This is a genomic window from Georgfuchsia toluolica, from assembly GCF_907163265.1.
GTDB lineage: Bacteria > Pseudomonadota > Gammaproteobacteria > Burkholderiales > Rhodocyclaceae > Georgfuchsia > Georgfuchsia toluolica.
Genome location: NZ_CAJQUM010000001.1, coordinates 1,797,926 through 1,819,249 on the forward strand (window position 1 = coordinate 1,797,926; position 21,324 = coordinate 1,819,249).

Consider the following 21,324-nt stretch of genomic DNA (forward strand, 5'->3'; position numbering starts at 1 on the left):
TAAGGCAAATAACCCGCTGTTTTCCTCTGTGCGCTCTGTGTCCTCTATGGCTTGCTTCTGCCGTTTTTAGGTCAAACGCAGCGCGAGCCCCTTGCCGATTATTCGGCAACGGCATAAATGGCGGGCAGGTTGCGCCAGGCGCCTTCGATATCCATACCGAAGCCGAAGACAAAACGATTGGGCAAGGTGAGGCCGATGAAATTCGGCACGATCGGCTTGGTCCGGCCGATCTCCTTGTCGGCGAAGACGGCGGTATAGCAGCCTTCAGCGCCCTGCCTGAGCAGACGCTCGCGAATCGCCGCCAGCGTGATACCCTCGTCGAGAATGTCATCCACCAGCAATACGATACGCCCCGTCACCGGCGTGCGCGGCTCCACCACCCAGGCCAGCTCACCGCCAGTGGTCGAATCGCCGTAGCGCGTCGCATGCAGATAGTCGTATTCGAGTGGAAAGCGCAGCAGCGGCAGCAGGTGTCCGGCAAAGATGGTTGCGCCGCCCATGACCGCCAGCACCAGGGGATTGCGCTCGGACAATGCCTCGGTGATTGATTGCGCAACGCGCCGGACTGCTGCCGTTACCTCAGCCTCGCTGCGGATCAACTCTGCGCTATCGAGTATCCGGCGCGCTTCCTCGGGGTTCATTTTCTTTCTGCTAGATAACGGGAAAACTCATCCGCCACTTCATGGTGACGCAGGGCAAATTCCACGGTGGCCTTGAGGTAACCGATCTTGGAACCGCAGTCGTAGCGGACGCCGTCATAGCGGTAAGCCAGTATCTGCTGTTCGTTCAACAAGGCGGCGATGCCGTCCGTGAGCTGGATCTCGCCGCCGGAACCGGGCTTGACGTTTTCGAGGTGATGGAAAATCCGCGCTGTCAGCACATAGCGGCCGACGACGGCAAGATTCGAAGGCGCCTCCTCGGGCTTGGGCTTCTCCACGATCGAGGTAATCTGCTCGACGCGTTCCGCCAGCGGTTTGGATGCGACGATGCCGTAGCTGCGCGTGTCCGCGCGCGGGACCTCCTGCACACCGAGTACCGAGCAGTGGTAGTAATCGTAAATATCCACCATCTGCTTCATCACGGGCGGATTGCCATCGAGCAGGTCGTCGGCCAGCATCACTGCAAACGGCTCGTCGCCAATCACGCGCTGGGCGCAGAGCACGGCATGCCCCAGACCCAGCGGCTCGGCCTGGCGGATGTAAATGCAGTTGATGTTTTTCGGCAGCAGATTTTGCACAAACTCCAGCAATTCAAGCTTGCCACGGCGTTCCAATTCGCTTTCAAGTTCATAGGCCTTGTCGAAGTGGTCTTCTATCGCGCGCTTGCTGCGCCCGGTAACGAAAATCATGTCGGTGATGCCCGCCGCCACCGCCTCCTCCACCGCGTACTGGATCAGCGGCTTGTCGACGATCGGCATCATCTCTTTCGGGCTCGCCTTGGTGGCGGGCAGGAAGCGCGTGCCCATGCCGGCGACAGGAAACACTGCCTTGGTAACTTTTTTCATTGCTTCAATAACTCCATTAGCTGCAACTCGTCGATGATGGGCACACCGAGCTCTCTCGCCTTGTCCAGCTTCGTGCCGGCTTCGCTGCCCGCGACCACATAGTGCGTTTTCTTCGACACCGAGCCGGCCACCTTGCCGCCCTCGGCCTCGATTTTTTCCTTGGCCTCTTCGCGCGACATTGTAGGCAAGGTGCCGGTCAGGACAAAGGTTTTTCCTGCCAATGACATGGAGGCGGCAGGCTGATCGCCTTCGGGCCAATGCACGCCGGCAGCGCGCAATTGCTCGATGACCTCGACATTGTGCGCTTCGGCGAAGAAATGCGCGATCGACGACGCCACCACCGGCCCAACATCGGGCACCAATTGCAACCGTGCTTCCGTGGCGTCCATCAGGGCTTCGAGTTTGCCGAAATGCCTTGCCAGATCCTTGGCCGTGGCCTCACCAACGTTGCGGATGCCGAGCGCGTAGATGAAACGCGCCAGTGTCGTTGCGCGGCTCTTGTCGATGGCGGCGAGCAGGTTGGCAGCCGACTTCTGCGCCATGCGCCCCAGATTCGCCAGCCCAAGCAGGCCGAGCTTGTATAAATCGGCCGGCGTCTTGATGATGGCCTGATCCACCAGTTGATCGACGATCTTCTCGCCCAGCCCTTCGATATCCATGGCGCGGCGCGAGGCGAAATGCAGCAGCGATTGTTTCCTCTGGGCAGGACAAAACAGGCCACCGGTGCAGCGCGCGATCGCTTCGTCTTCCAACCTCTCGACTGCCGATCCGCACACCGGACAATGTGCGGGCATGGTGAATTCCACGGTGTCTGCCGGTCGCCTGTCCAGCACCACCGACACCACTTCCGGAATCACGTCGCCGGCGCGACGTACGATCACGGTATCGCCGACGCGCACGTCCTTGCGTCGCAGCTCGTCTTCATTGTGCAGCGTCGCGTTGGTCACCGTGACGCCGCCGACGAATACCGGCGCCAGGCGCGCCACCGGGGTGATCGCGCCGGTGCGCCCGACCTGCACCTCGATCGCATCCACCGTGGTGAGCATTTCCTGCGCGGGATATTTATGCGCCACAGCCCAGCGCGGCTCGCGTGTAACGAAGCCGAGTCGCTGTTGCAAAGCCAGACTATTGACCTTGTACACCACGCCATCGATATCGAACGGCAGACTGTCGCGCAACTCGCGGATGTGCGCATGGAAAGCTATCAAGCCGTCCGCGCCTTGTACCACTGCGCGATGCTCACATACCGGGACGCCAAAGGTTTGCAGCACATCGAGCACACCGCTATGCGTTGGCGGCAAAGTCCATTCGAGTGTTTCCCCAAGACCATAGGCGAAGAAGGACAAAGGACGCTGCGCCGCCAGCGCCGGATCAAGTTGACGAATGCTGCCGGCGGCTCCATTGCGCGGATTGACCAGCGTCGGTCTGCCCAGTGTGCGTTGGCGTTCGTTGTAGCGTTCAAAATCGGGCCGGCTCATATAGGCTTCGCCGCGCACTTCGAGCACCGCCGGGGCGTGGCCTTGCAATCGCAATGGAATCTGGCGGATGGTGCGCACGTTCTGCGTCACGTCTTCGCCGCTTTCACCGTCGCCGCGTGTCGCCGCCTGCACCAGCATTCCATGCTCATAGCGCAGATTGATTGCCAAGCCATCGAACTTCAGCTCTGCCGCATATTCGATTTCGACATCGCTATCGCCAAGCCCGAGTTCGCGCCGCACCCGGGCATCGAAGCTGCGCGCGCCGGAAGGCTCGGTATCGGTCTCTGTCCTGATCGAAAGCATCGGCACCACGTGCCGCACCGGCGCAAACTCGGGCAGCGGCTTGCCGCCCACGCGCAACGTGGGTGAGTCCGCAGTTTGCAACTCGGGATGGTCGCGCTCGATCTGCTGCAGTTCGCAGAATAGCCTGTCATATTCCGCATCGGGAACCGTCGGCGCATCGAGCACGTAGTAGGCGCGATTGTGGCGCTCGATTTCTTCGCGCAGTTGCGCAGCCCTGGTTGCGACTCCGGCAGGCAAGGACATCAACCTAAAAACGGCAAAGGCTGGCCACAGAGGACATGACCGTAGGAAATCCCCGCGGGACAGAGATCATGACCAAAGGAAATCCCCGTGGGACAGAGAAAAGCCTTCAGAGCCTAAAGCTCCATGCTCACCTGTCAGGTGAGTGGTGCCAAGGCAATAACCCGCTGTTTTTCTTCTGTGCACTCTGCGTCCTCTGTGGCTAACTGCTTTTCCAAGGATCAAGCAAACAGGCGTAGCGCGCGGCGTCCCCCGGCTGGAATGCCGTGGGCGGCCATTTGGGCTTGCAGTTCCACGACCTTGGCGCGGATGGTCGCCAATGCCATGTTGCCGAGCGGATTGTGTTGGTCGTCGACCAGCATGCCGTCGAGCGCTTCGGCCAACTGACGCGCGGCGGCCAGCATGGTGTCGAATACGGCAGCACCGTTGCCGACGCGCGGCACATCGAGCCAGAAGGTGATGCCGGAGGTGGAACCGGTGCGCATTTGTTCGAGATCGAATGGCGCCGCGCCGGAATTGCTCACCGAAAACAAACGCCCGCCTTCGGCGCCGATCAGGTAGAACAGCCCATCCGCGGCCAACTGCAAACCGGTCGCTTCGAGCAGACCGCGCAGCTTGGTACCGGCAAATGCCTGTCCGGCACGGCTGACAATGTGGATTGCAATCTGGATGTCGACCGCCGCGCACACATCATCAATGTCATGTGCATGGGCAAGGATTTCATCCAGCGCGGGAATGGCAACCTGTCCTCCCCTTGCGGCCGTTATCGCTTCCGCCACCTGGCAAAACGATCTCAGCTCAACCTCGCCGATGGCGCCCTGGCGATCCGCCAGTTGAATGGCGACGTAGGCATGGTCAGCCGCACTGACTGACGGATCGTCAATCTCGATCCACTCGCCATTGCCGGCAGCACGGCCGACCCAGCGAATGCGCTTGTGGCAATCGGCATTCGTTTCGCGCCAGGCCGCCTGCAACACGGCAACGCTTTGGTCGGGAGGAAGGGCGAGACCGAGTTCGATCATGGGGTCGATAAATTCTTCCCCCGGCGCATCATTTGATGGAGCAGCAGTCAACCCGGCCGGGGCCGCTGCTCCATCCATTTCATCGGCGCCAACCGCCTCGCCGCTCACCTCATCATCCTGTGGCGAGGTAAAGACCGGCTCGATGCGCGGATCAATGCGTTCATTCAGTTCCGCGCCGGAAATTTCATCGGCCGCGCTGTCTGCCGCCTGTTCGATCAGCACATCCGGCTGGCTATCGCGAAAGATTTTTTCCGCCGCCTTGCGATGACGATATTCCTGCCATCTGTTGTAGGCCCAGACGCCCAGCACCGCCGCAGCGCCAGCCCCGATCAAGGCCTGTTGGAATTCGCTGATCACCATAATGTCATGCCGCCATGTCTTCAGTCATGCGCAACGCCTCATCCATATCCACTTCGACCACGCGCGACACGCCCCGCTCCTGCATGGTGACGCCGATCAGCTGCTGCGCCATTTCCATGGCGATCTTGTTATGCGTGATGAAAATGAACTGCGTCTGCGCCGACATGCGCTTGACCATTTCGCAAAAACGGTCGGTGTTGCTGTCGTCGAGTGGCGCATCGACTTCGTCGAGCAGGCAAAACGGCGCCGGGTTGAGTTGAAAAATCGCGAACACCATCGCGATCGCCGTGAGTGCCTTCTCGCCGCCCGAGAGCAGATGAATCGTCGAATTCTTCTTGCCCGGCGGCTGCGCCATGATCTGGATGCCGGCATCGAGAATCTCGTCGCCGGTCAGGATCAGCCTGGCTTCGCCGCCACCGAACAGTTGCGGGAACAAGTCGCCGAAATGCCGATTGACGCTGTCGTAGGTTTCCTGCAATTGCTCGCGCGTTTCGCGGTCGATGCGGCGGATGGCGTCTTCCAGCGTACCGATCGCCTGCGCCAGATCGGTCGACTGCGAATCCAGGTACTCCTTGCGTTGCGTGGAACTCGCGAGTTCCTCCAGCGCCGCAAGATTGACCGGGCCCAGCGCCTCGATCTCGCTGTTAAGACGGGCAATATCGCCTTGCAGCACGCTTTCCTTGAGTCCCGGCTGCAACTCGGCCACCAGAGCCTCCTCGCTGGCATTGGCTTCAAGCAGACGCTGCTGGTATTGCTCTTCGTTCAACTGGGCAGCCTGCTGCTTGAGCTTGAGGTCGTTGATCTTCTCGCGCAGGGGTTCAATACTTTGTTCGAGGCGCTGTCGTTGCTCATCCAGCGTACGCAGCGCTAACGCCGCGGTTTCCAGCGCTTCGCGCCGCTCGACCAGGGCCGCCTCCTGACCCTGCTTCGCAGCCAGTGCCGACTGCAACTGATCCTGCAACACGCTATCGCTGATCGCGGCCAGCTCCTGCGCGGCGCTCTGGCGCGCTGCGTCGATGCGCGTGATCTGGCCGCGTGCAGTATCGCTGTTCTTCGCGTTGTCTTCAAGCTTGGTGACGCACTCCCGTTGCGAAAACCCGGCTTCCTGCGCCTCGCGCGCGAGTTGCTGTTCGAGCGCACGCAATTCCTTGAGCGCCTGCTCGGCATTGCGCTGGAGCTCCAGCGCCGCGTCGACGCGTTCGAGGATGGCGGCGATCTGTTCCTGCCACTGGCTGCCGCCTTCTTCGGCACGCATTTGACTGGTGCGTTCCGCTTCTTCCTGACGCAGCACTTCTTCCAGATCGTGCTCGATCTGGGCCATGCGTTCTTCATGACGGGCGAGTTCCTGCGTCAGCTTCAGCGCTTCCACCTGCGCCTCGTGCGCGCGCTGTTGCGCTTCCTGACCGCTGCGGCGCAACTGCGCCAGCTCGCCTTGCGCTTCATTCAGCGCGCGTTCCGTCGCTTGCTGCGCCTCACGCGCCACGGACTCCTCGGCTTCCCTGCCTTCGATCAGTTGTCCCAGTTCTTCGATCTCGCGCTGGCGTTCGATGACGCCATGCGTCTTGGCATCCGGCACATACAGCGTCAAGCCGTGCCGCGTGCGCACGTGGCCTTCGCGCGAGACGCAGGCGGCGCCCGCTGCCGGTGTCACGGCACTCAGATCCTCGACGGCCCGTATGCCAGCCAGCCATTCGTCGAGCACCGTTGCCAGCGCTGCATCGCTGCAACGTACCTTTGCCCGCAGCGACCCAGCCACGGGGGTTTGCACGGCATCGCCTGCTTCTGCCAACGCCAGGGCAAAAATCACTGGCGGCGGCGCATTCAACGCGCTGGCTGCCGTTGCCACATCGGCGGACAGAGCCGCCAAGCGTTCACGCAATATCGCCTCGACAGCGGTTTCCCAGCCGGCATCAACCTGAATCGACTTCCACAACGGTGACGCATCGGCGAGGCCCTTGCCGCGCAACCACTCGCCGATGTCGCCGGTCTGGCGCACGCGCTGCTGCAATTGCTGAAGCGCATCACGGCGCGCGCGTGCTTCCGTCGCCGCGCGGTGAGCGACCTGCAAGCGTTCGCGCGCAGTGCGCAGCTCGGCTTCCAACGTAGGTATCCGGCCTTGCAGCGCGGACAAGGCTGTTTGTTGCCGGGTGAGTTCTTCCTGCGCCGTTGTGTGACGTTCCTGTGCCGCCGCCAGCAGCGCGGCATCGGGCGCAATCAGCGCGGATTTTTCCTGTTCCAGCTTGATGCGACGGGCATTGAGATTCTCCAATGCCCGTTGCGCGTGGCCGCGATCGGCATCGGCCAGGCGCGCGCCCTGCTCGGCTTCGCTTTGTTGGCGCCGCGCCGCGGTGACTTCCGCCACGGCGGCTTGCAATGCCTGTTCAGCCTCGGGCAGGTGTTGCGCTTCCGCTTCATGGCGTGCTGCCGCAGTCGCCACACGCGTCTGTGCGTTTTCCTGCAAGGACTGCCAGCGATCGCGCTCCTGCTCCAATTGCGCCAACTGCGCGCGCCAGTGTTCGTCTTCGCCACCGAGTTGGGCCAGGCGCTGTTCCAGGCGTGCACGCGAATCGTGCATGTGCGCGATTTCCGTTTCGAGACGGCCAACTTCGGCATTGGCCGCATACATCTGCGCCTGTTCGGCATGCAAGGCGTCGGATGCGGCGAAGTGAACTTCGCGTGCATGTTCGAGACCGGCTTCGGTTTCGCGCAACTGTGCACTTTCTTCATCGACGCGCAGCACCATCTTGTCGATGTCAGTGGAAATGCGCTGTACATCCCTGCGCGCATCATTGCGTTTCTTGAGCCAGAGCAGGTTCTGCCGTTGCGCGAGTTGGGCCTGGGCATCGCGATAACGTTGTGCGACTTCGGCCTGGGCCTGCAGACGATGGATCTGGCCATCGAGTTCGTTGCGGATGTCATCGACACGGGCCAGGTTTTCGCGCGCGTCTTCGAGGCGATTTTCGGTTTCGCGCCGCCGTTCCTTGTATTTTGTGACGCCGGCGGCTTCCTCGAGGAACATGCGCAGTTCGTCGGGCTTGGCTTCGACGATGCGCGAGATCATGCCCTGGCCGATGATGGCATAGGCGCGCGGACCGAGGCCGGTGCCGAGGAACAGGTCGATCACGTCGCGGCGGCGCACGTGCAGGTTGTTGAGGTAGTAGCTCGAATTGCCCTCGCGGTCGAGCAAACGCTTGACCACGATCTCGCCGTATTGTGACCACTGGCCCGTGGCCCGGCCCAGGCTGTTGTCGAAATGCAATTCGACGCTGGCGCGGCTGACTTCCTTGCGCGTGCCCGAGCCCTTGAAGATCACGTCCTGGATCGATTCGCCGCGCAGCTCGGAGGCCTTGGATTCACCCAGCACCCAGCGCACCGCGTCGATGATGTTGGACTTGCCGCAGCCATTGGGGCCGACCACCCCGGCCAACTGACCCGGGAAAACTACCGAGGTGGGATCGACAAAGGATTTGAAACCGGCGAGTTTGAGTTTGGTCAGGCGCACGCGAAGTTTTGCTCGTGTAGGTTTTCTGGTTCGGAGATCGGCTCGACCACCCTTCCCGGGGTAGAGCCAGGCGACGCTGCATTATAATCGCTCCGCACTACGCCATCGGAATTGACCTATGCCGACCAAGCCGGAACCAAGCAGGTAAGACTTCGCTTGAGGGATCGGTCTCCCGGCCGGGAAAGCAGCATAAAGGCCCGCCCCCTCCCCACCTCCCCCTCACGGGGAAGGTGACTGATTTGCTCGCTTCGCTCGAAATTTTTCGCCAATTTTGTCAAGACTTCAGTGGTAAGAGACTAATGCATACCAAGCCCAACAAGGCGCTGCAAACCTTCCCCAATCCGGCCCCGCATCGGGATTACCAGATCCATATGGAAATCCCCGAGTTCACCTGCCTTTGCCCCAAGACCGGGCAACCGGATTTTGCCACGCTGATGCTGGACTACATCGCCGACAAAAGCTGTGTCGAACTGAAGAGTCTAAAGCTGTATATCTGGAGTTTTCGTGACGAGGGACATTTTCACGAGGATGTGACCAACCGCATTCTCGACGATTTGGTCAAGGCCACCCGGCCCCGCTTCATGCGCCTGACGGCGCGCTTCAACGTGCGCGGCGGTATTTTCACCAACGTCGTGACCGAACATCGCAAGAAAGGCTGGAAGCCGGCACCGAAGGTCGAACTGGCCGAATTCTCCCCGCAATCGAATACGCGCGGGTAAGCAAGTCAAAAAGTTCAAGGTTCAAGGCCCAAGGTTAAAACCGCAACAACCTTGAATCTCGAATGTTGAACTTGCGCATGGGTAAACATTGAGCGCAGCGAACTGATCTGTCGCCTCCCCCGAGAGGGGGAGGTTGGGAGGGGGCGGGAGTACGTTTCGCGGCCACCCCAAATAAAAAACGCGCTTTAAGCGCGTTCTTTATTTGGGGTGGCCGATGGGACTCGAACCCACGACAACCGGAATCACAATCCGGGACTCTACCAACTGAGCTACGGCCACCGCCGTTTAAAACTGGTCCGCCCGGCGGGACTCGAACCCACAACCCCCGGCTTAGAAGGCCGGTGCTCTATCCGGTTGAGCTACGGGCGGCCTGCGGCACGGCAGTCGGGGTGAGAGACCTGGTCGGGGTGAGAGGATTCGAACCTCCGACATCTTGCTCCCAAAGCAAGCGCGCTACCAGACTGCGCTACACCCCGAGCAGGCCGCGATTCTAGCGGCGGCATGCTGCCCGGTCAAATTCTTTCTGTCGAAAATTCGCATATTTCCGGTGAACGGTGGAATAATGCGCCCCTCGTTCCGGCACGCTCCAGCCTTATATAGCGGCTTGCAGTGTGTCGGGGTTTCGTTTATAAAATGCATTTTCCACGCAGACGGATTCATTCGATGGCTGAAGATTTGCTGCACAAGAAACAATTCCCTCCCTATGCTGCCAAAAAAGGTGAGGAATATATGAATTCGAAACAACTCATGCACTTTCGCAAGATTCTCGAAGCGCTGAAGGATGAGTTGGCCGATGATATCGATCGCACCGTGCATACGATGCAGGACGAGGCCACGGTATTCGCCGACCCCAACGATCGCGCCAGCCAGGAATCGGACATTGCGCTCGAACTGCGCAACCGCGACCGCGAACGCAAGTTGATCAAGAAGGTCAATGAATCACTGGCATTGATCGAATCCGGTGACTACGGCTATTGCGAAAGCTGCGGCATCGAGATCGGTCTGAAGCGCCTCGAAGCGCGTCCGACGGCCACCTTGTGCATTGACTGCAAGACGCTGGAAGAAATACGCGAAAAGCAGGTAGCGAAATAAATTTCGCCACCTGCTTTTCGCGAAGACTAACTCACAAAGCGACGTTACGTCGTAAGCTGAAAGCAAGTCAGCAACAAAAAAGGACGCCGCGGCGTCCTTTTTTGCTGGATGTAATCCAAGCTTACTGTTGTGGGGCTGCCTGCGCCGGTGCCGCATCGGCCAGCGCCGCCTTCATCGACAGGCGAACACGGCCCTTGTCATCGGTTTCGATGACCTTGACCTTAACGCTCTGGCCTTCCTTGAGGTAATCGGCGACGGCATTGACGCGCTCGTTGGCGATCTGCGAAATATGCAGCAGGCCATCCTTGCCCGGCAGCACCTGCACGATGGCGCCAAAGTCGAGCAGGCGCAGCACGGTGCCTTCGTAGATGCGGCCCACTTCAACTTCCGCCGTGATGTCCTCGATACGCTTCTTCGCCACCTGCGCGGCATCCGCATTGACCGACGAAATGGTCACGCTGCCGTCGTCCTTGATGTCGATCACGCAGCCGGTTTCCTCGGTCAGTGCGCGGATCGTTGATCCGCCCTTGCCGATCACGTCGCGGATTTTTTCCGGGTTGATCTTGATCGTGATCATGCGCGGCGCATAGGCAGAGACATCCTCACGCGCACCCGACATTGAATCCTTCATCAAACCGAGGATATGCAAACGCGCGTCTTTGGCCTGGGCCAGCGCAACCTGCATGATTTCCTTGGTGATGCCCTGTATCTTGATATCCATCTGTAGTGCGGTAACACCGGTATCCGTACCCGCCACCTTGAAGTCCATGTCGCCAAGGTGGTCCTCGTCGCCGAGGATGTCGGTCAGCACCGCGAAGCGGCCGCCTTCCTTGATCAGGCCCATGGCGATACCCGCGACGTGCGCCTTGAGCGGCACACCGGCGTCCATCAACGCGAGCGAACCACCGCATACGGAAGCCATTGATGACGAGCCGTTGGACTCGGTGATTTCCGAGACCACGCGCATGCTGTAGGCAAACTCCTCGGCCGAGGGCAGCACGGCTGCCAAGGCACGCTTGGCAAGGCGGCCGTGGCCGATTTCACGCCGCTTCGGCGTACCGACGCGGCCGCATTCGCCCGTGGCGTAGGGTGGCATGTTGTAGTGGAGCAGGAAGCGCTCGCGGTATTCGCCTTGCAGCGCATCGATGATCTGCTCGTCACGATTGGTGCCGAGCGTCGCCACCACCATGGCCTGGGTCTCGCCGCGCGTAAACAGCGCTGAACCATGGGTGCGCGGCAGCACGCCATTGCGGATCGAGATCGGACGCACGGTGCGCGTGTCGCGGCCATCGATGCGCGGCAGGCCGTCGAGAATCTGATTGCGCACGATCTTGGCTTCGAGGTCGAAGAGATGGTTATTGACTGTGTTGACGTCGGCCGCGCCTTCGCCTTCACACAGGGCAGTCACTACCTTGGCGCTGATTTCGCGCGTCTTTTGGGTGCGCGCCTGCTTGCTGGTGATGCGGTAGGCTTCGCGCAAATCGGCTTCGGCAAGTTCCTGGATGCGGGCAATCAACGCTTGATCCTTGGCGGCGGGCTGCCAGTCCCACTCCGGCTTGCCGGCGACTTCGACAAGTTCGTTGATGGCTTTGATCGCAGCCTGCATCTGGTCGTGGCCGAACACCACCGCGCCGAGCATGACTTCTTCGGAGAGTTGTTGCGCTTCCGATTCAACCATCAGCACTGCCGCCGCCGTACCGGCAACGACGAGATTCAACTGGCTTTCCTTGAGCTGCGAGAAGGTCGGACACAGCACGTACTGGCCATCGAGGTAACCGACGCGCGCGGCACCGATCGGGCCATCGAAGGGAATGCCGGAAATCGCCAATGCTGCCGAGGCGCCGATCAATGCCGGGATATCGGGATCGATTTCGGGGTTGCTCGACATCACGGTGCACACCACCTGCACTTCGTTGTAGAAACCTTCAGGGAACAATGGGCGGATTGGCCGGTCGATCAGACGGCAAGTCAGGGTCTCCTTTTCCGACGGGCGCCCTTCGCGCTTGAAGAAACCGCCGGGTATACGGCCAGCCGCATACGTCTTCTCGACGTAATCGACCGTCAATGGGAAGAAGTCCTGGCCGGGTTTGGCCGCGCGCGCGCCGACGACAGTTGCCAGCACAACGGTGTCGTCCATGCTTACCATCACGGCGCCGCCGGCCTGGCGCGCCACTTCACCGGTTTCCAGCGTGACGGTATGGGTACCGTAGGCAAAAGTTTTACGAATTGGGGTTAACAAGGGATTTTCCTTTCATCATTCACAGCGGGCGTCACACGCAGTTGCAATCAACTACCGCCCATAAAAAAGCAAAAACCGGCGTGGCTTGAGCCAACGCCGGCATGTTCACTCACGCGACAACAAATGCCAGTAGCACGTGTGCCGACTTACTTGCGCAGACCGAGACGCTCGATCAGCGCACGGTAGCTATCTACGTTCCTGTTTTTCAGGTAATCGAGCAGTTTGCGACGGCGATTCACCATGCGCAGCAATCCGCGACGCGAGTGGTGATCCTTGACGTGCGCCTTGAAATGCCCCGTCAGGTCGTTGATACGCGCCGTGAGCAGGGCCACTTGTACTTCAGGAGAACCGGTATCGCCAATAGCACGTTGATAATCGGAGACGATGCCGGCCTTGGTGACGGTAGTAATGGTCATGTTTTTTCTCTCAAACTCGGTTTAGTGAAGAACGCCGCCCCGGTTTGATAGAGCCAGCATCCCCTGATTCGCCTGCCGGGTCTCCGGACAGGCGCGCGGATTATACCCTGTGGCCCGCACTGGCTACAAGAAACATGTTTAACGCCGATACTTCATATAGGGTGGCCTCGCATATCGGGCAATTGCGCACATTATGGAATAGCCGTTTATTCAATGTGTGAATGTCTTGCCGCTTTAGCCAGGCCTTCCTCGAACCATGGCCCGGTTTGAGGCAATTACCCTGGGTTCTTGATCCATCAATGGGTCATTTCATGGCGTCAATGTTATGCTTCGCAGCTTGTCATTAAGGAGCATCAAACCATGAAAGCACTGTTGACGATTATCGCCATTGTTTTTGCCACCACCATTTTTGCAGCAGAAAAACCTGCCCCCGTCGCACCTCTGGCTGCCACCGCCAAGGGTGAGGTACTTGAGGTCAAGGACGTCGATAGTTATACCTACCTCCGCCTCAGGACCACGAATGGCGAGACATGGGCTGCGGTACAAAAGGCTCCGGTCAAGACAGGCGACAAGGTCACGATCGAAAATGTGATGGTCATGAGTAATTTCGAGAGCAAATCGTTGAAAAAGACTTTCCCGACGATTCTTTTCGGCACTCTGGGTGGTGCGGGAGGAAACGCCCCGGGCGCGGCTACTAATCCGGCAGCGGCTCACCCTGCCACCGCCAAGACGCAGGATGCCGGCGATATCCATGTCGCCAAGGCCAGCGGCGCGAATGCGCGGACGGTTGCAGAAATCGTTACTAAGAGCGCTGAACTGAAGGACAAGACAGTGCTGGTGCGCGGCAAGGTCGTCAAGTACAACGCGGGGATCATGGGGAAAAACTGGGTTCATCTGCGCGATGGTTCGGGTTCCGCCGCAAACGATACCAATGACATTCTCGTGACAACCAAGGGCGTAACGAAGGTCGGCGATGTCGTCACGGCAAAAGGCATCGTCCACACCAACAAGGATTTCGGCGCAGGCTATTCTTACAAGGTGCTCGTCGAGGAAGCGACGCTACAGCCGTAACAGATTGTCTCAAGCGTCGGCAATCTGATTCGGCAGCACATACGCTTTCTCCCGGAACAAACGCAGACAGGCATCGACGACCGCCACGTCGTACGCGCTGCCGCGCCCATGCTCGATCTCGGCCAGTGCTTTTTCAGCCCCCAGCCCCGAGCGGTAGGGCCGGTGCGAGGACATGGCCTCGACCACATCCGCTACCGCCAGGATGCGCGCTTCGAGCAGGATGTCCTCACCCTTGAGACCCTGCGGATAGCCGCTGCCGTCCAGGCGCTCATGGTGCTGTAGCACAACTTCGGCCACCGGCCATGGCCACTCCACCGCTTTCAGCACATCGTAACTCGCCTGGGAATGTCCCTGTATCAACTGATATTCGATCGCGCCGAGTCGGCCGGGCTTGGAAAGGATTTCCGACGGAATGATGATCTTGCCAATGTCATGCAGATAGCCGGCAACCTTCAAGCCTTCCAGCCGCTGCTCATCGAGGCCAAGTTCGGTCCCGATGGCGACTGCGATCTTACCCACGCGCCGCTCATGACCGGCGGTATAGGGGTCGCGCAACTCGCTCAAGACCGTCGCCACCTCCACCGTGCTCATGAATGCGGTCTTGAGTTGTGCGATGTAATGCCGGATTGCCTCCTCGGCGCGTTTTTTCTCCGAGATGTCCTGCTGCAGGCCGATAATCGCGGGCCGGCCATGGTAGCTTGCCAGGGAGCTGTGCACGCCGACCTCGATGCTTGAGCCATCCTTGCGCAGCGCGGTGAAACCGTAGTCGACGTCGCGCTTTTCGCCCGCAAGCAGGCAGCGATTATGTTCCGCGATGATGCTGCGGTCCTTCTCGGCAATCAAGGGCAACGGATCCTGACCGATCAATTCTTCCGCCGCACTGAAGCCGCGTATCGCAGCGAAGCGCGGATTGACATAGGCGAACCTGCCGTCCTGGATGATGTAGATGCCGGCGATCGACTGTTCGACCAGGCCGCGGAATTGATCTTCCGCGGCACGCAGCGCATTTTCTGTCTGCCTGCGCTGGGTGATATCGCGATGGAAGGCCTGAATCAGGGTTTCACTGCCCACGGCTATCTGGCTTAACGATACTTCGAGCGGGAAAACATGGCCATCCTTGTGATAGTGCTCCGCCTCGAAAAATATGGATTGTCCTGCTTGGGAACTCCGTATCCTTTCGGGAGCCAGGCGCAAGGTTTCCAGAGTATCCAGATTCTCCAGTCTCATGTTCAGCATTTCTTCCACGCTGTAACCGTGCATCCGGGCAAAGGACTCGTTGACCTCAAGAATTTTGCCGGCCAGCGACAGGATCATGATTCCATCGCTGGCCCGGTTGAAGAGGAGATGGAAGCGTTCCTCGCGTATGCTCAGCGCGGCTTTTTCCGCCTCCAGCGCAAAACCCATGCGCCGCAGCGCGCGCAACGGCAGGAACAGCAGCGTGGCATACACCGCGCAACCGAGCAGCGCGCTCAGCAACGCCACCAGCAGCGTGCCGAACCATAATGCGCGAGACGAATGTGTAATCTCGACCTGACCGACGACCCGCCCTGAGTCGTAGATCGGGAACGAGCGCGCCAAAGTTGGCCCGGCAGGAATGTAGCCGGCAGTGACGATGGAATTGCCGACGGCATCGCTGACGGTTGCGCGGTCGACGCCGAGTGGCGGTGGCGACAGCAGCAGCACTTCTTCCATGCGCTGTTGCTCGTGGACCCATAAATCCGGGTTGGCGGTGACCAGGGAAGTAACGCTTTGTGCCTTGATGATGGCCATAGTCTCGACGTGCTCGACAAGGTTCGAGTACTTCAGGCCGAAGTACATGATCGGCAATCCGATCCCCACCACCAGGGAAAACACTCGCGCCAAACGCTTCAGAATAATGAGAAATTTATATTCTATTGACATTAAAGCGCTACCGGTCTCAGGGAATCCACTATCCGTTGCGGGCAAGAATTTTTTGTCCGCCAGGAGACTGCGCAAAGGCGATGAAGCGTTCAACGGCCGGGCTGCACTGTGCGCCGGCCACGAAGAACAGGCGCTTGTAATAGGGATAGGCTGATCGTGACATCCGGATTCGCCGCCGTAAATTCGTTGCCGAGCAATCGCATGGTGCCGAGTCCGGCGCCACTACCGCCAATTTTTAATTCTTCCGCAGCGGCACCACCGAAAAATCCGAGCAACGATAAAAACGCGATTGCGTACACTCGTCCACGCCGCGATGGTTCATCCTGTTTGCGCACTAGCTTTCTCGTTAGTATAGTGCGCACAGTATACCAATATCCTAGATGTCCGCCAGGCTGAAACGGTGTACCCCTTTTTCACGAAATATTTTCAGGCAGGCATCAGCAACTTCGGGATCGTACAATGTCCCGCGCCCGCTCTCGATTTCATCCAGGGCCTGATCGACCCTGAGGCCGGCACGGTAGGGCCGGTGCGAGGACATTGCCTCGACCACGTCCGCCACCGCCATGATGCGTGCTTCGAGAAGTATTTCCTCGCCCTTGAGTCCCTGCGGGTAGCCGCTGCCATCCATGCGCTCATGGTGCTGTAGTGCAACCTCGGCTACCGGCCAGAACCATTCCACCTCCTTCAGCACATCGTAGCTCGCATTGGCATGCCCCTGGATCATCCGATACTCGACCGCGCTGAGTTTGCCGGGCTTGGAGAGGATTTCTGACGGAATTTTTATCTTGCCGATGTCATGCAAACTGGCGGCGATCCGCAAGCCCTCCAGCCGCTGCGTGTCAAAACCAAGTTCGCTGCCGATGGCAGCAGCGACCTCTGCCACACGACGTTCGTGACCGGCAGTATACGGGTCGCGCATCCCACTGATGGTCGTCGCCACCCCCACGGTACTCATGACTGCGGTTTTGAGCTGCATCATGTGGCGCTCGGTCATCTCTTCGGTACGCTTCCTTTCAGAGATGTCCTGCAGCAGGCCGATGATCGCGGGCCGGCCCTGGTACGTCGCGCGACTGGCATTCGCTCCGATCCGTACCATGCTCCCGTCCCGGCACAGGACCACAAATTCGTGCGTGATTTTCTGCGTTTTGCCGCCCATCAGTTGCCTTAGATCCTCCGCAATCCTGTCACGGTCAGCTGGCGCGATCCACTGCAATGGATTGGTGCCGGTCAATACGTCTATCTGGCCTCGCCCCATGATCTCGGCACAGCGCGGATTGACATAGGCAAATTTGTCGTCCTGGATAATGTAGGTGGCGGCAATCGACTGCTCGACCAGACTGCGGTATCGCTCTTCCGCCGCCCGCAATTCCTCCTCCGCCCGCTTGCGCTGCGATTCGCGGGCAAAGTTGTCAAGCGTAAAGCTGATATCCGTCGCCATGCCGGCCAGCAGTTCACGCAGTTCATTATCGAAGGCATTGATCTCGTCCGAATACAGGTTGAAAGTACCGATTACGGCGCCATTCCGGTGCAATGGCAGCGCGGCGGAAGAACCAAAACCGGCGCGTGCGGTACGCTCATGCCCGGGGATGGCTACAGGAAAATCGCGAAAATCCTGGCACCAGTATGGCCGGTTCTCGCGCAGGGCGATGCCGGTGGGGCCGCACCCGAATCGGCTGGCGGCATCGATCGAAATGTCGATGTTGCTCAGATATCCGTTGTCATCGCCAAAACTGTCGACCGGCAGCACCTTGAGGGTCGCACCGTCGATCACGCCGATCCATGCCATAGTCATACCACCGAACTCTACCGCGGCGCGGCAGATTTGCGGAAACAGTTCCCTCTCGCTGGTACAGCGCACCATGGCCTGGTTGCACTGGTTCAGCGCCGCATTGAAGCGCGACAGCCGCTGGATTTTTGCCTCGGCCACCTTGCGCTCGGAGATGACATCGAAGATCGTGACGAAGTGATCCTGCGCGGGGCTGTAGACCGACAGATGAAACCATGTTTGCAGGGCAACGACGAAGTAATCGAACCGTTCCGGCCTGCCGGTCGCCACCACCCGTCCGTAGATCCGGATCAGGTCGCCATCCAGTTCACTCAGGCCCGGGATCGCCTCGGACGCACGTTTGCCGACCACATTGGCCAACCCGGTTTGACCGGTAAAAGCTGCGTTGACCGCGAGGTAAACGTAATCGACCGGCTTGCCGTCCTCGTAGATAATGCGGCAATAGGCCAGTCCGTTCAGCAGATTGTTGAAGAGGGAATGATAAACCCCCTCTTCAACCGGTAGGCCGCTCACTTCTTGTCCAAAATTTCTTGTCCAAAATCGCCCATATATAAATTTTTATATGGCACCCCAAACCTGCTTTGAAACAGGAATTAAAAAACCATTTATAACTAAAGTTATATAGTCACTATACATCCGGCTGGCCCCATGTTATTGATAAATGTCAATAGTTACGCAAGGGTGAAGGCAGTGTTACCTTTCGGCAAAATCCTTGGGGGGATACCATGAGCGACCCGGCGCGTATCCACGACCTGCTGATCGTTGGTGGCGGCATCAATGGCGCCGGCATTGCCCGCGACGCGGCTGGACGCGGGCTTGCCGTGGCGCTGTGCGAAAAAGGCGACATAGCGGGCGCGACCTCATGGGCGAGCAGCAAGCTGATCCACGGCGGGCTGCGCTATCTGGAACACTATGATTTCCGGCTGGTGCGCGAATCGCTGCAGGAACGCGAAATCCTGTTGCGCATTGCGCCGCATCTGACGCATCCGCTGCGCTTCGTCATGCCGCATTCTTCAACATCGCGTCCGGCATGGCTGATCGGACTCGGCCTCTGGCTCTATGACCATCTCGGCGGCGCGAAAACCCTGCCGCCGAGCGCAGCAGTGGCTTTTGCCGACAGTCCTTACGGCGCCCCGCTGCAAGCGGCCTGCCGCAATGGCCACGTTTACTCCGATGTCCAGACCAACGATGCGCGACTGACTATTGAAAATGTGCGCGATGCCGCGCACCACGGCGCGTCGATCCTGCCGCGCACTCGCCTTCTTAGCGCGCGGCGCGAGAATGGCATATGGGTTTGCACGCTGCGGACCGCAGATGCGCTCGTGTTCGACATGCGCTTCCGCGCCATTGCCAATGCCGCCGGACCCTGGGCGGCGCGGATGCACACGCTGCTGGGCGGCAGGGAGGACATCGGCATCCAGCTGGTGCGCGGCAGCCACATCGTGGTGCCGCGTCTCTATGCTGGCGACCACGCCTACACCTTGCAGAACGACGATGGTCGCATCGTTTTCCTGCTGCCCTTTCACGACAATTTCACGCTGATCGGCACAACCGAAGTGCGCGTGCGCGATCCCGACGAATTACCAGCCGCCAGCACCGAGGAAGTGGCGTATCTGTGCCGCGCCACGAACCGCTACCTGCGCAATCCGATCCGACCGCAGGATGCGGTGTGGACATTCGCCGGGGTGCGCCCGCTGCTCGACGACGGCAAGGAAAACCTGTCGCAGGTCAGCCGTGAATACCGTTTCGTGCTGGACCAGCCCAGGACGGGCGATGCGCCATTGTTGACCATCATCGGCGGCAAGCTCACCACTTATCGCCGCCTTGCGGAAAAGGCGCTGGACAGGCTCGCGCCGACCTTTCCGAAAATGGCACCAGCATGGACCGCGCAAGCCTTGCTGCCGGATCGCATGATCGACAGCGGCGCCGATCCCGGCTGCGATTTCGGCGGCGGGCTGTGCGAGCGCGATGTACGTTACTTCATCGAGCAGGAATGGGCGCATGATGCGGACGATATTATGTGGCGGCGAACCAAGGCGGGATTGTCGATGAACAGGAAACAGCGCGACGAATTCACCCTGTGGCTGGAGCGAAATCGATGACGCCCGGCGAACAATTCATTCTGGCGCTCGATCAGGGCACCACCAGTTCGCGCGCGATCTTGTTCGATCATGCGGGCAATCCGCGCGCCGTGGCACAGCGCGAATTCGCACAGCATTTTCCGCAGCCGGGCTGGGTGGAACACGACGCCGAAGAGATATGGCAAAGCCAGCTCGACGTCGCCCGCAGCGTATTGCAGCAGGCCAATATCGAGGCGCATGCGGTCGCCGCCATCGGCATCGCCAACCAGCGCGAGACCACGGTGCTGTGGGAGCGCGCCACGGGCCGGCCGCTTTATCGCGCCATCGTCTGGCAGGACCGGCGCACCGCGCCGCTATGCGAAGCATTGCGCGCGGCCGGCCACGAAGCGGAATTCAGCGCGCGCAGCGGCCTGTTGCTCGACCCCTATTTTTCCGGCACCAAGCTCGCCTGGCTGCTCGACAATATTCCGGATGCAAGGGGGCGCGCGCGCCGCGGCGAACTTGCCTTCGGTACCATCGATAGCTGGCTGGTCTGGAACCTCAGCGGTGGCCGGCTGCACATCACCGATGCCTCGAATGCCTCGCGCACCCTGCTCTACAACATCCATGCGAACGATTGGGATGATGAACTGCTGGCGCTGCTCGATATCCCACCTGAGTTGTTGCCGCGGGTGGTGGCCAGCAGCACGGTATATGGCGAGTGCGATGCCCATTGGTTAGGCGCAGCGATTCCAATTGCCGGCATCGCCGGCGACCAGCAGGCCGCCACTTTCGGCCAGGCCTGCCTCGCGCCGGGCATGACGAAGAATACCTATGGCACCGGCTGTTTCATGCTGATGAATACGGGACAGCAGGCCATACCCTCGGCCCACCGGCTGCTCACCACGGTGCTATGGAAGCTCGGCACGGAAACCAGCTACGCGCTCGAAGGCAGCGTGTTCATGGGCGGCGCCATCATCCAGTGGCTGCGCGACGGACTCGGCATCATTCAAGCCGCGGGCGAGGTTGAAGCGCTCGCCATGAGCGTAGCGGACAGCGGCGGCGTCACGTTGATCCCGGCCTTCGCCGGCCTTGGCGCGCCCTGGTGGAAGCCCGATGCGCGTGCAGCGCTGACCGGCATGACGCGCGGCACGACGCGGGCGCATATCGCGCGCGCCGCGCTCGATGCCATCGCCTTGCAAAGCGCCGACCTGCTCGCGGCGATGGAAAACGACTCCGGGGTCAGGCTCGCCGAACTGCGCGTCGATGGCGGCGCAGCGCACAACAATCTGCTGCTGCAGATCCAGGCCGACCTGCTCGGCGTCACCGTGGTGCGCCCACGCGTCACCGAAACCACCGCGCTCGGCGCGGCTTATCTGGCGGGTCTTGCCGTCGGGTTCTGGCAATCGCCCGAGGACGTGGCAAGCCACTGGCAGATCGACCGGCGCTTCGAACCATCGATTTCAGATACGGAACGTCGCGCTCGCCTGACTCGCTGGCAACAGGAAATCAAACGCGCGATTGCTTAGTGTGTGTTCTTGTTTAGCATGGAAAAAGCAGAAACAGCCCCATAGTGATATCGAGCGCAGCGAGCCGACTGGTAGCCTCGCCCCGGGGCGGGGTATGGGGT

At 60.1% G+C, this 21,324-nt stretch carries 15 protein-coding genes and 3 tRNA genes; 5 read left to right on the forward strand and 13 right to left on the reverse strand.

Going from position 1 to position 21,324, the window contains the following annotated elements:
* Positions 1 to 98: 98 nt before the first annotated feature.
* From K5E80_RS08470 to smc, 5 genes are all read right to left on the reverse strand, one after another.
* Positions 99 to 641: a hypoxanthine-guanine phosphoribosyltransferase gene (locus tag K5E80_RS08470; RefSeq protein WP_220635742.1), complete on the reverse strand. Its 543-nt coding sequence runs from the start codon at positions 639 to 641 to the stop codon at positions 99 to 101.
* Positions 638 to 1,504, reverse strand: a complete 867-nt coding sequence (galU, locus tag K5E80_RS08475) for a UTP--glucose-1-phosphate uridylyltransferase GalU (RefSeq protein WP_220635743.1) — start codon at positions 1,502 to 1,504, stop codon at positions 638 to 640. The genes K5E80_RS08470 and galU overlap by 4 nt, the downstream gene beginning before the upstream one ends.
* Positions 1,501 to 3,528, reverse strand: coding sequence for an NAD-dependent DNA ligase LigA (gene ligA, locus K5E80_RS08480; protein ID WP_220635744.1), 2,028 nt, complete (start codon positions 3,526 to 3,528; stop codon positions 1,501 to 1,503). The genes galU and ligA overlap by 4 nt, the downstream gene beginning before the upstream one ends.
* A 218-nt stretch (positions 3,529 to 3,746) precedes the next feature.
* Complete coding sequence (locus K5E80_RS08485) at positions 3,747 to 4,907, reverse strand: cell division protein ZipA (RefSeq protein WP_220635745.1); 1,161 nt, start codon at positions 4,905 to 4,907, stop codon at positions 3,747 to 3,749.
* A gap of 4 nt (positions 4,908 to 4,911) precedes the next feature.
* Entirely contained in the window at positions 4,912 to 8,409 is a 3,498-nt protein-coding gene (gene smc / locus K5E80_RS08490; protein WP_220635746.1) for a chromosome segregation protein SMC, read from the reverse strand.
* A gap of 299 nt (positions 8,410 to 8,708) precedes the next feature.
* On the opposite strand from smc, the gene queF reads away from it, so the two are divergent.
* A complete protein-coding gene (queF, locus tag K5E80_RS08495; protein ID WP_220635747.1) occupies positions 8,709 to 9,128 on the forward strand; it encodes a preQ(1) synthase in 420 nt (139 codons plus the stop codon).
* A gap of 203 nt (positions 9,129 to 9,331) precedes the next feature.
* Here queF and K5E80_RS08500 read toward each other — a convergent pair.
* From K5E80_RS08500 to K5E80_RS08510, 3 genes are all read right to left on the reverse strand, one after another.
* Positions 9,332 to 9,407 (reverse strand) — tRNA-His (locus tag K5E80_RS08500).
* A 13-nt stretch (positions 9,408 to 9,420) separates the two neighbouring features.
* Positions 9,421 to 9,497, reverse strand: a tRNA-Arg gene (locus tag K5E80_RS08505).
* Between the two features lie 30 nt (positions 9,498 to 9,527).
* A tRNA-Pro gene (locus tag K5E80_RS08510) sits at positions 9,528 to 9,604 on the reverse strand.
* Between the two features lie 187 nt (positions 9,605 to 9,791).
* Between K5E80_RS08510 and dksA the strand changes: the two genes are divergently transcribed.
* On the forward strand, positions 9,792 to 10,220 hold the full coding sequence (dksA, locus tag K5E80_RS08515; RefSeq protein ID WP_220635748.1) for an RNA polymerase-binding protein DksA: 429 nt from the start codon (positions 9,792 to 9,794) through the stop codon (positions 10,218 to 10,220).
* A gap of 121 nt (positions 10,221 to 10,341) precedes the next feature.
* On the opposite strand, the gene pnp is transcribed toward dksA, so the two are convergent.
* Together pnp and rpsO are read right to left on the reverse strand one after the other, a co-directional pair.
* Positions 10,342 to 12,459, reverse strand: a complete 2,118-nt coding sequence (gene pnp, locus K5E80_RS08520; protein ID WP_220635749.1) for a polyribonucleotide nucleotidyltransferase — start codon at positions 12,457 to 12,459, stop codon at positions 10,342 to 10,344.
* A 146-nt stretch (positions 12,460 to 12,605) separates the two neighbouring features.
* Entirely contained in the window at positions 12,606 to 12,875 is a 270-nt protein-coding gene (gene rpsO / locus K5E80_RS08525) for a 30S ribosomal protein S15 (protein ID WP_220635750.1), read from the reverse strand.
* A gap of 360 nt (positions 12,876 to 13,235) precedes the next feature.
* On the opposite strand from rpsO, the gene K5E80_RS08530 reads away from it, so the two are divergent.
* Positions 13,236 to 13,946, forward strand: coding sequence for a nucleotide-binding protein (locus K5E80_RS08530; RefSeq protein WP_220635751.1), 711 nt, complete (start codon positions 13,236 to 13,238; stop codon positions 13,944 to 13,946).
* A gap of 9 nt (positions 13,947 to 13,955) precedes the next feature.
* Here the strand turns inward: K5E80_RS08530 and K5E80_RS08535 are convergent, their stop codons facing one another.
* From K5E80_RS08535 to K5E80_RS08540, 3 genes are all read right to left on the reverse strand, one after another.
* Positions 13,956 to 15,848: a PAS domain S-box protein gene (locus K5E80_RS08535; protein WP_220635752.1), complete on the reverse strand. Its 1,893-nt coding sequence runs from the start codon at positions 15,846 to 15,848 to the stop codon at positions 13,956 to 13,958.
* A gap of 28 nt (positions 15,849 to 15,876) precedes the next feature.
* Entirely contained in the window at positions 15,877 to 16,011 is a 135-nt protein-coding gene (locus tag K5E80_RS16945) for a hypothetical protein (RefSeq protein WP_281420223.1), read from the reverse strand.
* Positions 16,012 to 16,224: 213 nt separating this feature from the next.
* Entirely contained in the window at positions 16,225 to 18,147 is a 1,923-nt protein-coding gene (locus K5E80_RS08540; protein ID WP_220635753.1) for an HD domain-containing phosphohydrolase, read from the reverse strand.
* 212 nt (positions 18,148 to 18,359) lie between these two features.
* Here K5E80_RS08540 and glpD point away from each other — a divergent pair, with 212 nt between their 5' ends.
* Complete coding sequence (gene glpD / locus K5E80_RS08545) at positions 18,360 to 19,736, forward strand: glycerol-3-phosphate dehydrogenase (RefSeq protein WP_220635754.1); 1,377 nt, start codon at positions 18,360 to 18,362, stop codon at positions 19,734 to 19,736.
* The gene (gene glpK, locus K5E80_RS08550) at positions 19,733 to 21,223 is read left to right on the forward strand and encodes a glycerol kinase GlpK (protein WP_220635755.1); all 1,491 of its coding nucleotides are present in this window, start codon (positions 19,733 to 19,735) and stop codon (positions 21,221 to 21,223) included. Before glpD ends, glpK begins: the two co-directional genes overlap by 4 nt.
* The last annotated feature ends 101 nt before the right edge of the window (positions 21,224 to 21,324 follow it).

Excerpts from the sequence above, each read along its gene's own strand:
- dksA (WP_220635748.1), top strand. The coding sequence starts at position 9,792 with ATGGCTGAAGATTTGCTGCACAAGAAACAATTCCCTCCCTATGCTGCC.
- glpD (WP_220635754.1), top strand. The coding sequence starts at position 18,360 with ATGAGCGACCCGGCGCGTATCCACGACCTGCTGATCGTTGGTGGCGGC.
- K5E80_RS08535 (WP_220635752.1), bottom strand. The coding sequence starts at position 15,848 with ATGTCAATAGAATATAAATTTCTCATTATTCTGAAGCGTTTGGCGCGA.
- K5E80_RS08485 (WP_220635745.1), bottom strand. The coding sequence starts at position 4,907 with ATGGTGATCAGCGAATTCCAACAGGCCTTGATCGGGGCTGGCGCTGCG.
- K5E80_RS16945 (WP_281420223.1), bottom strand. The coding sequence starts at position 16,011 with ATGTCACGATCAGCCTATCCCTATTACAAGCGCCTGTTCTTCGTGGCC.
- K5E80_RS08530 (WP_220635751.1), top strand. The coding sequence starts at position 13,236 with ATGAAAGCACTGTTGACGATTATCGCCATTGTTTTTGCCACCACCATT.
- glpK (WP_220635755.1), top strand. The coding sequence starts at position 19,733 with ATGACGCCCGGCGAACAATTCATTCTGGCGCTCGATCAGGGCACCACC.
- queF (WP_220635747.1), top strand. The coding sequence starts at position 8,709 with ATGCATACCAAGCCCAACAAGGCGCTGCAAACCTTCCCCAATCCGGCC.
- rpsO (WP_220635750.1), bottom strand. The coding sequence starts at position 12,875 with ATGACCATTACTACCGTCACCAAGGCCGGCATCGTCTCCGATTATCAA.
- galU (WP_220635743.1), bottom strand. The coding sequence starts at position 1,504 with ATGAAAAAAGTTACCAAGGCAGTGTTTCCTGTCGCCGGCATGGGCACG.
- K5E80_RS08470 (WP_220635742.1), bottom strand. The coding sequence starts at position 641 with ATGAACCCCGAGGAAGCGCGCCGGATACTCGATAGCGCAGAGTTGATC.
- ligA (WP_220635744.1), bottom strand. The coding sequence starts at position 3,528 with ATGTCCTTGCCTGCCGGAGTCGCAACCAGGGCTGCGCAACTGCGCGAA.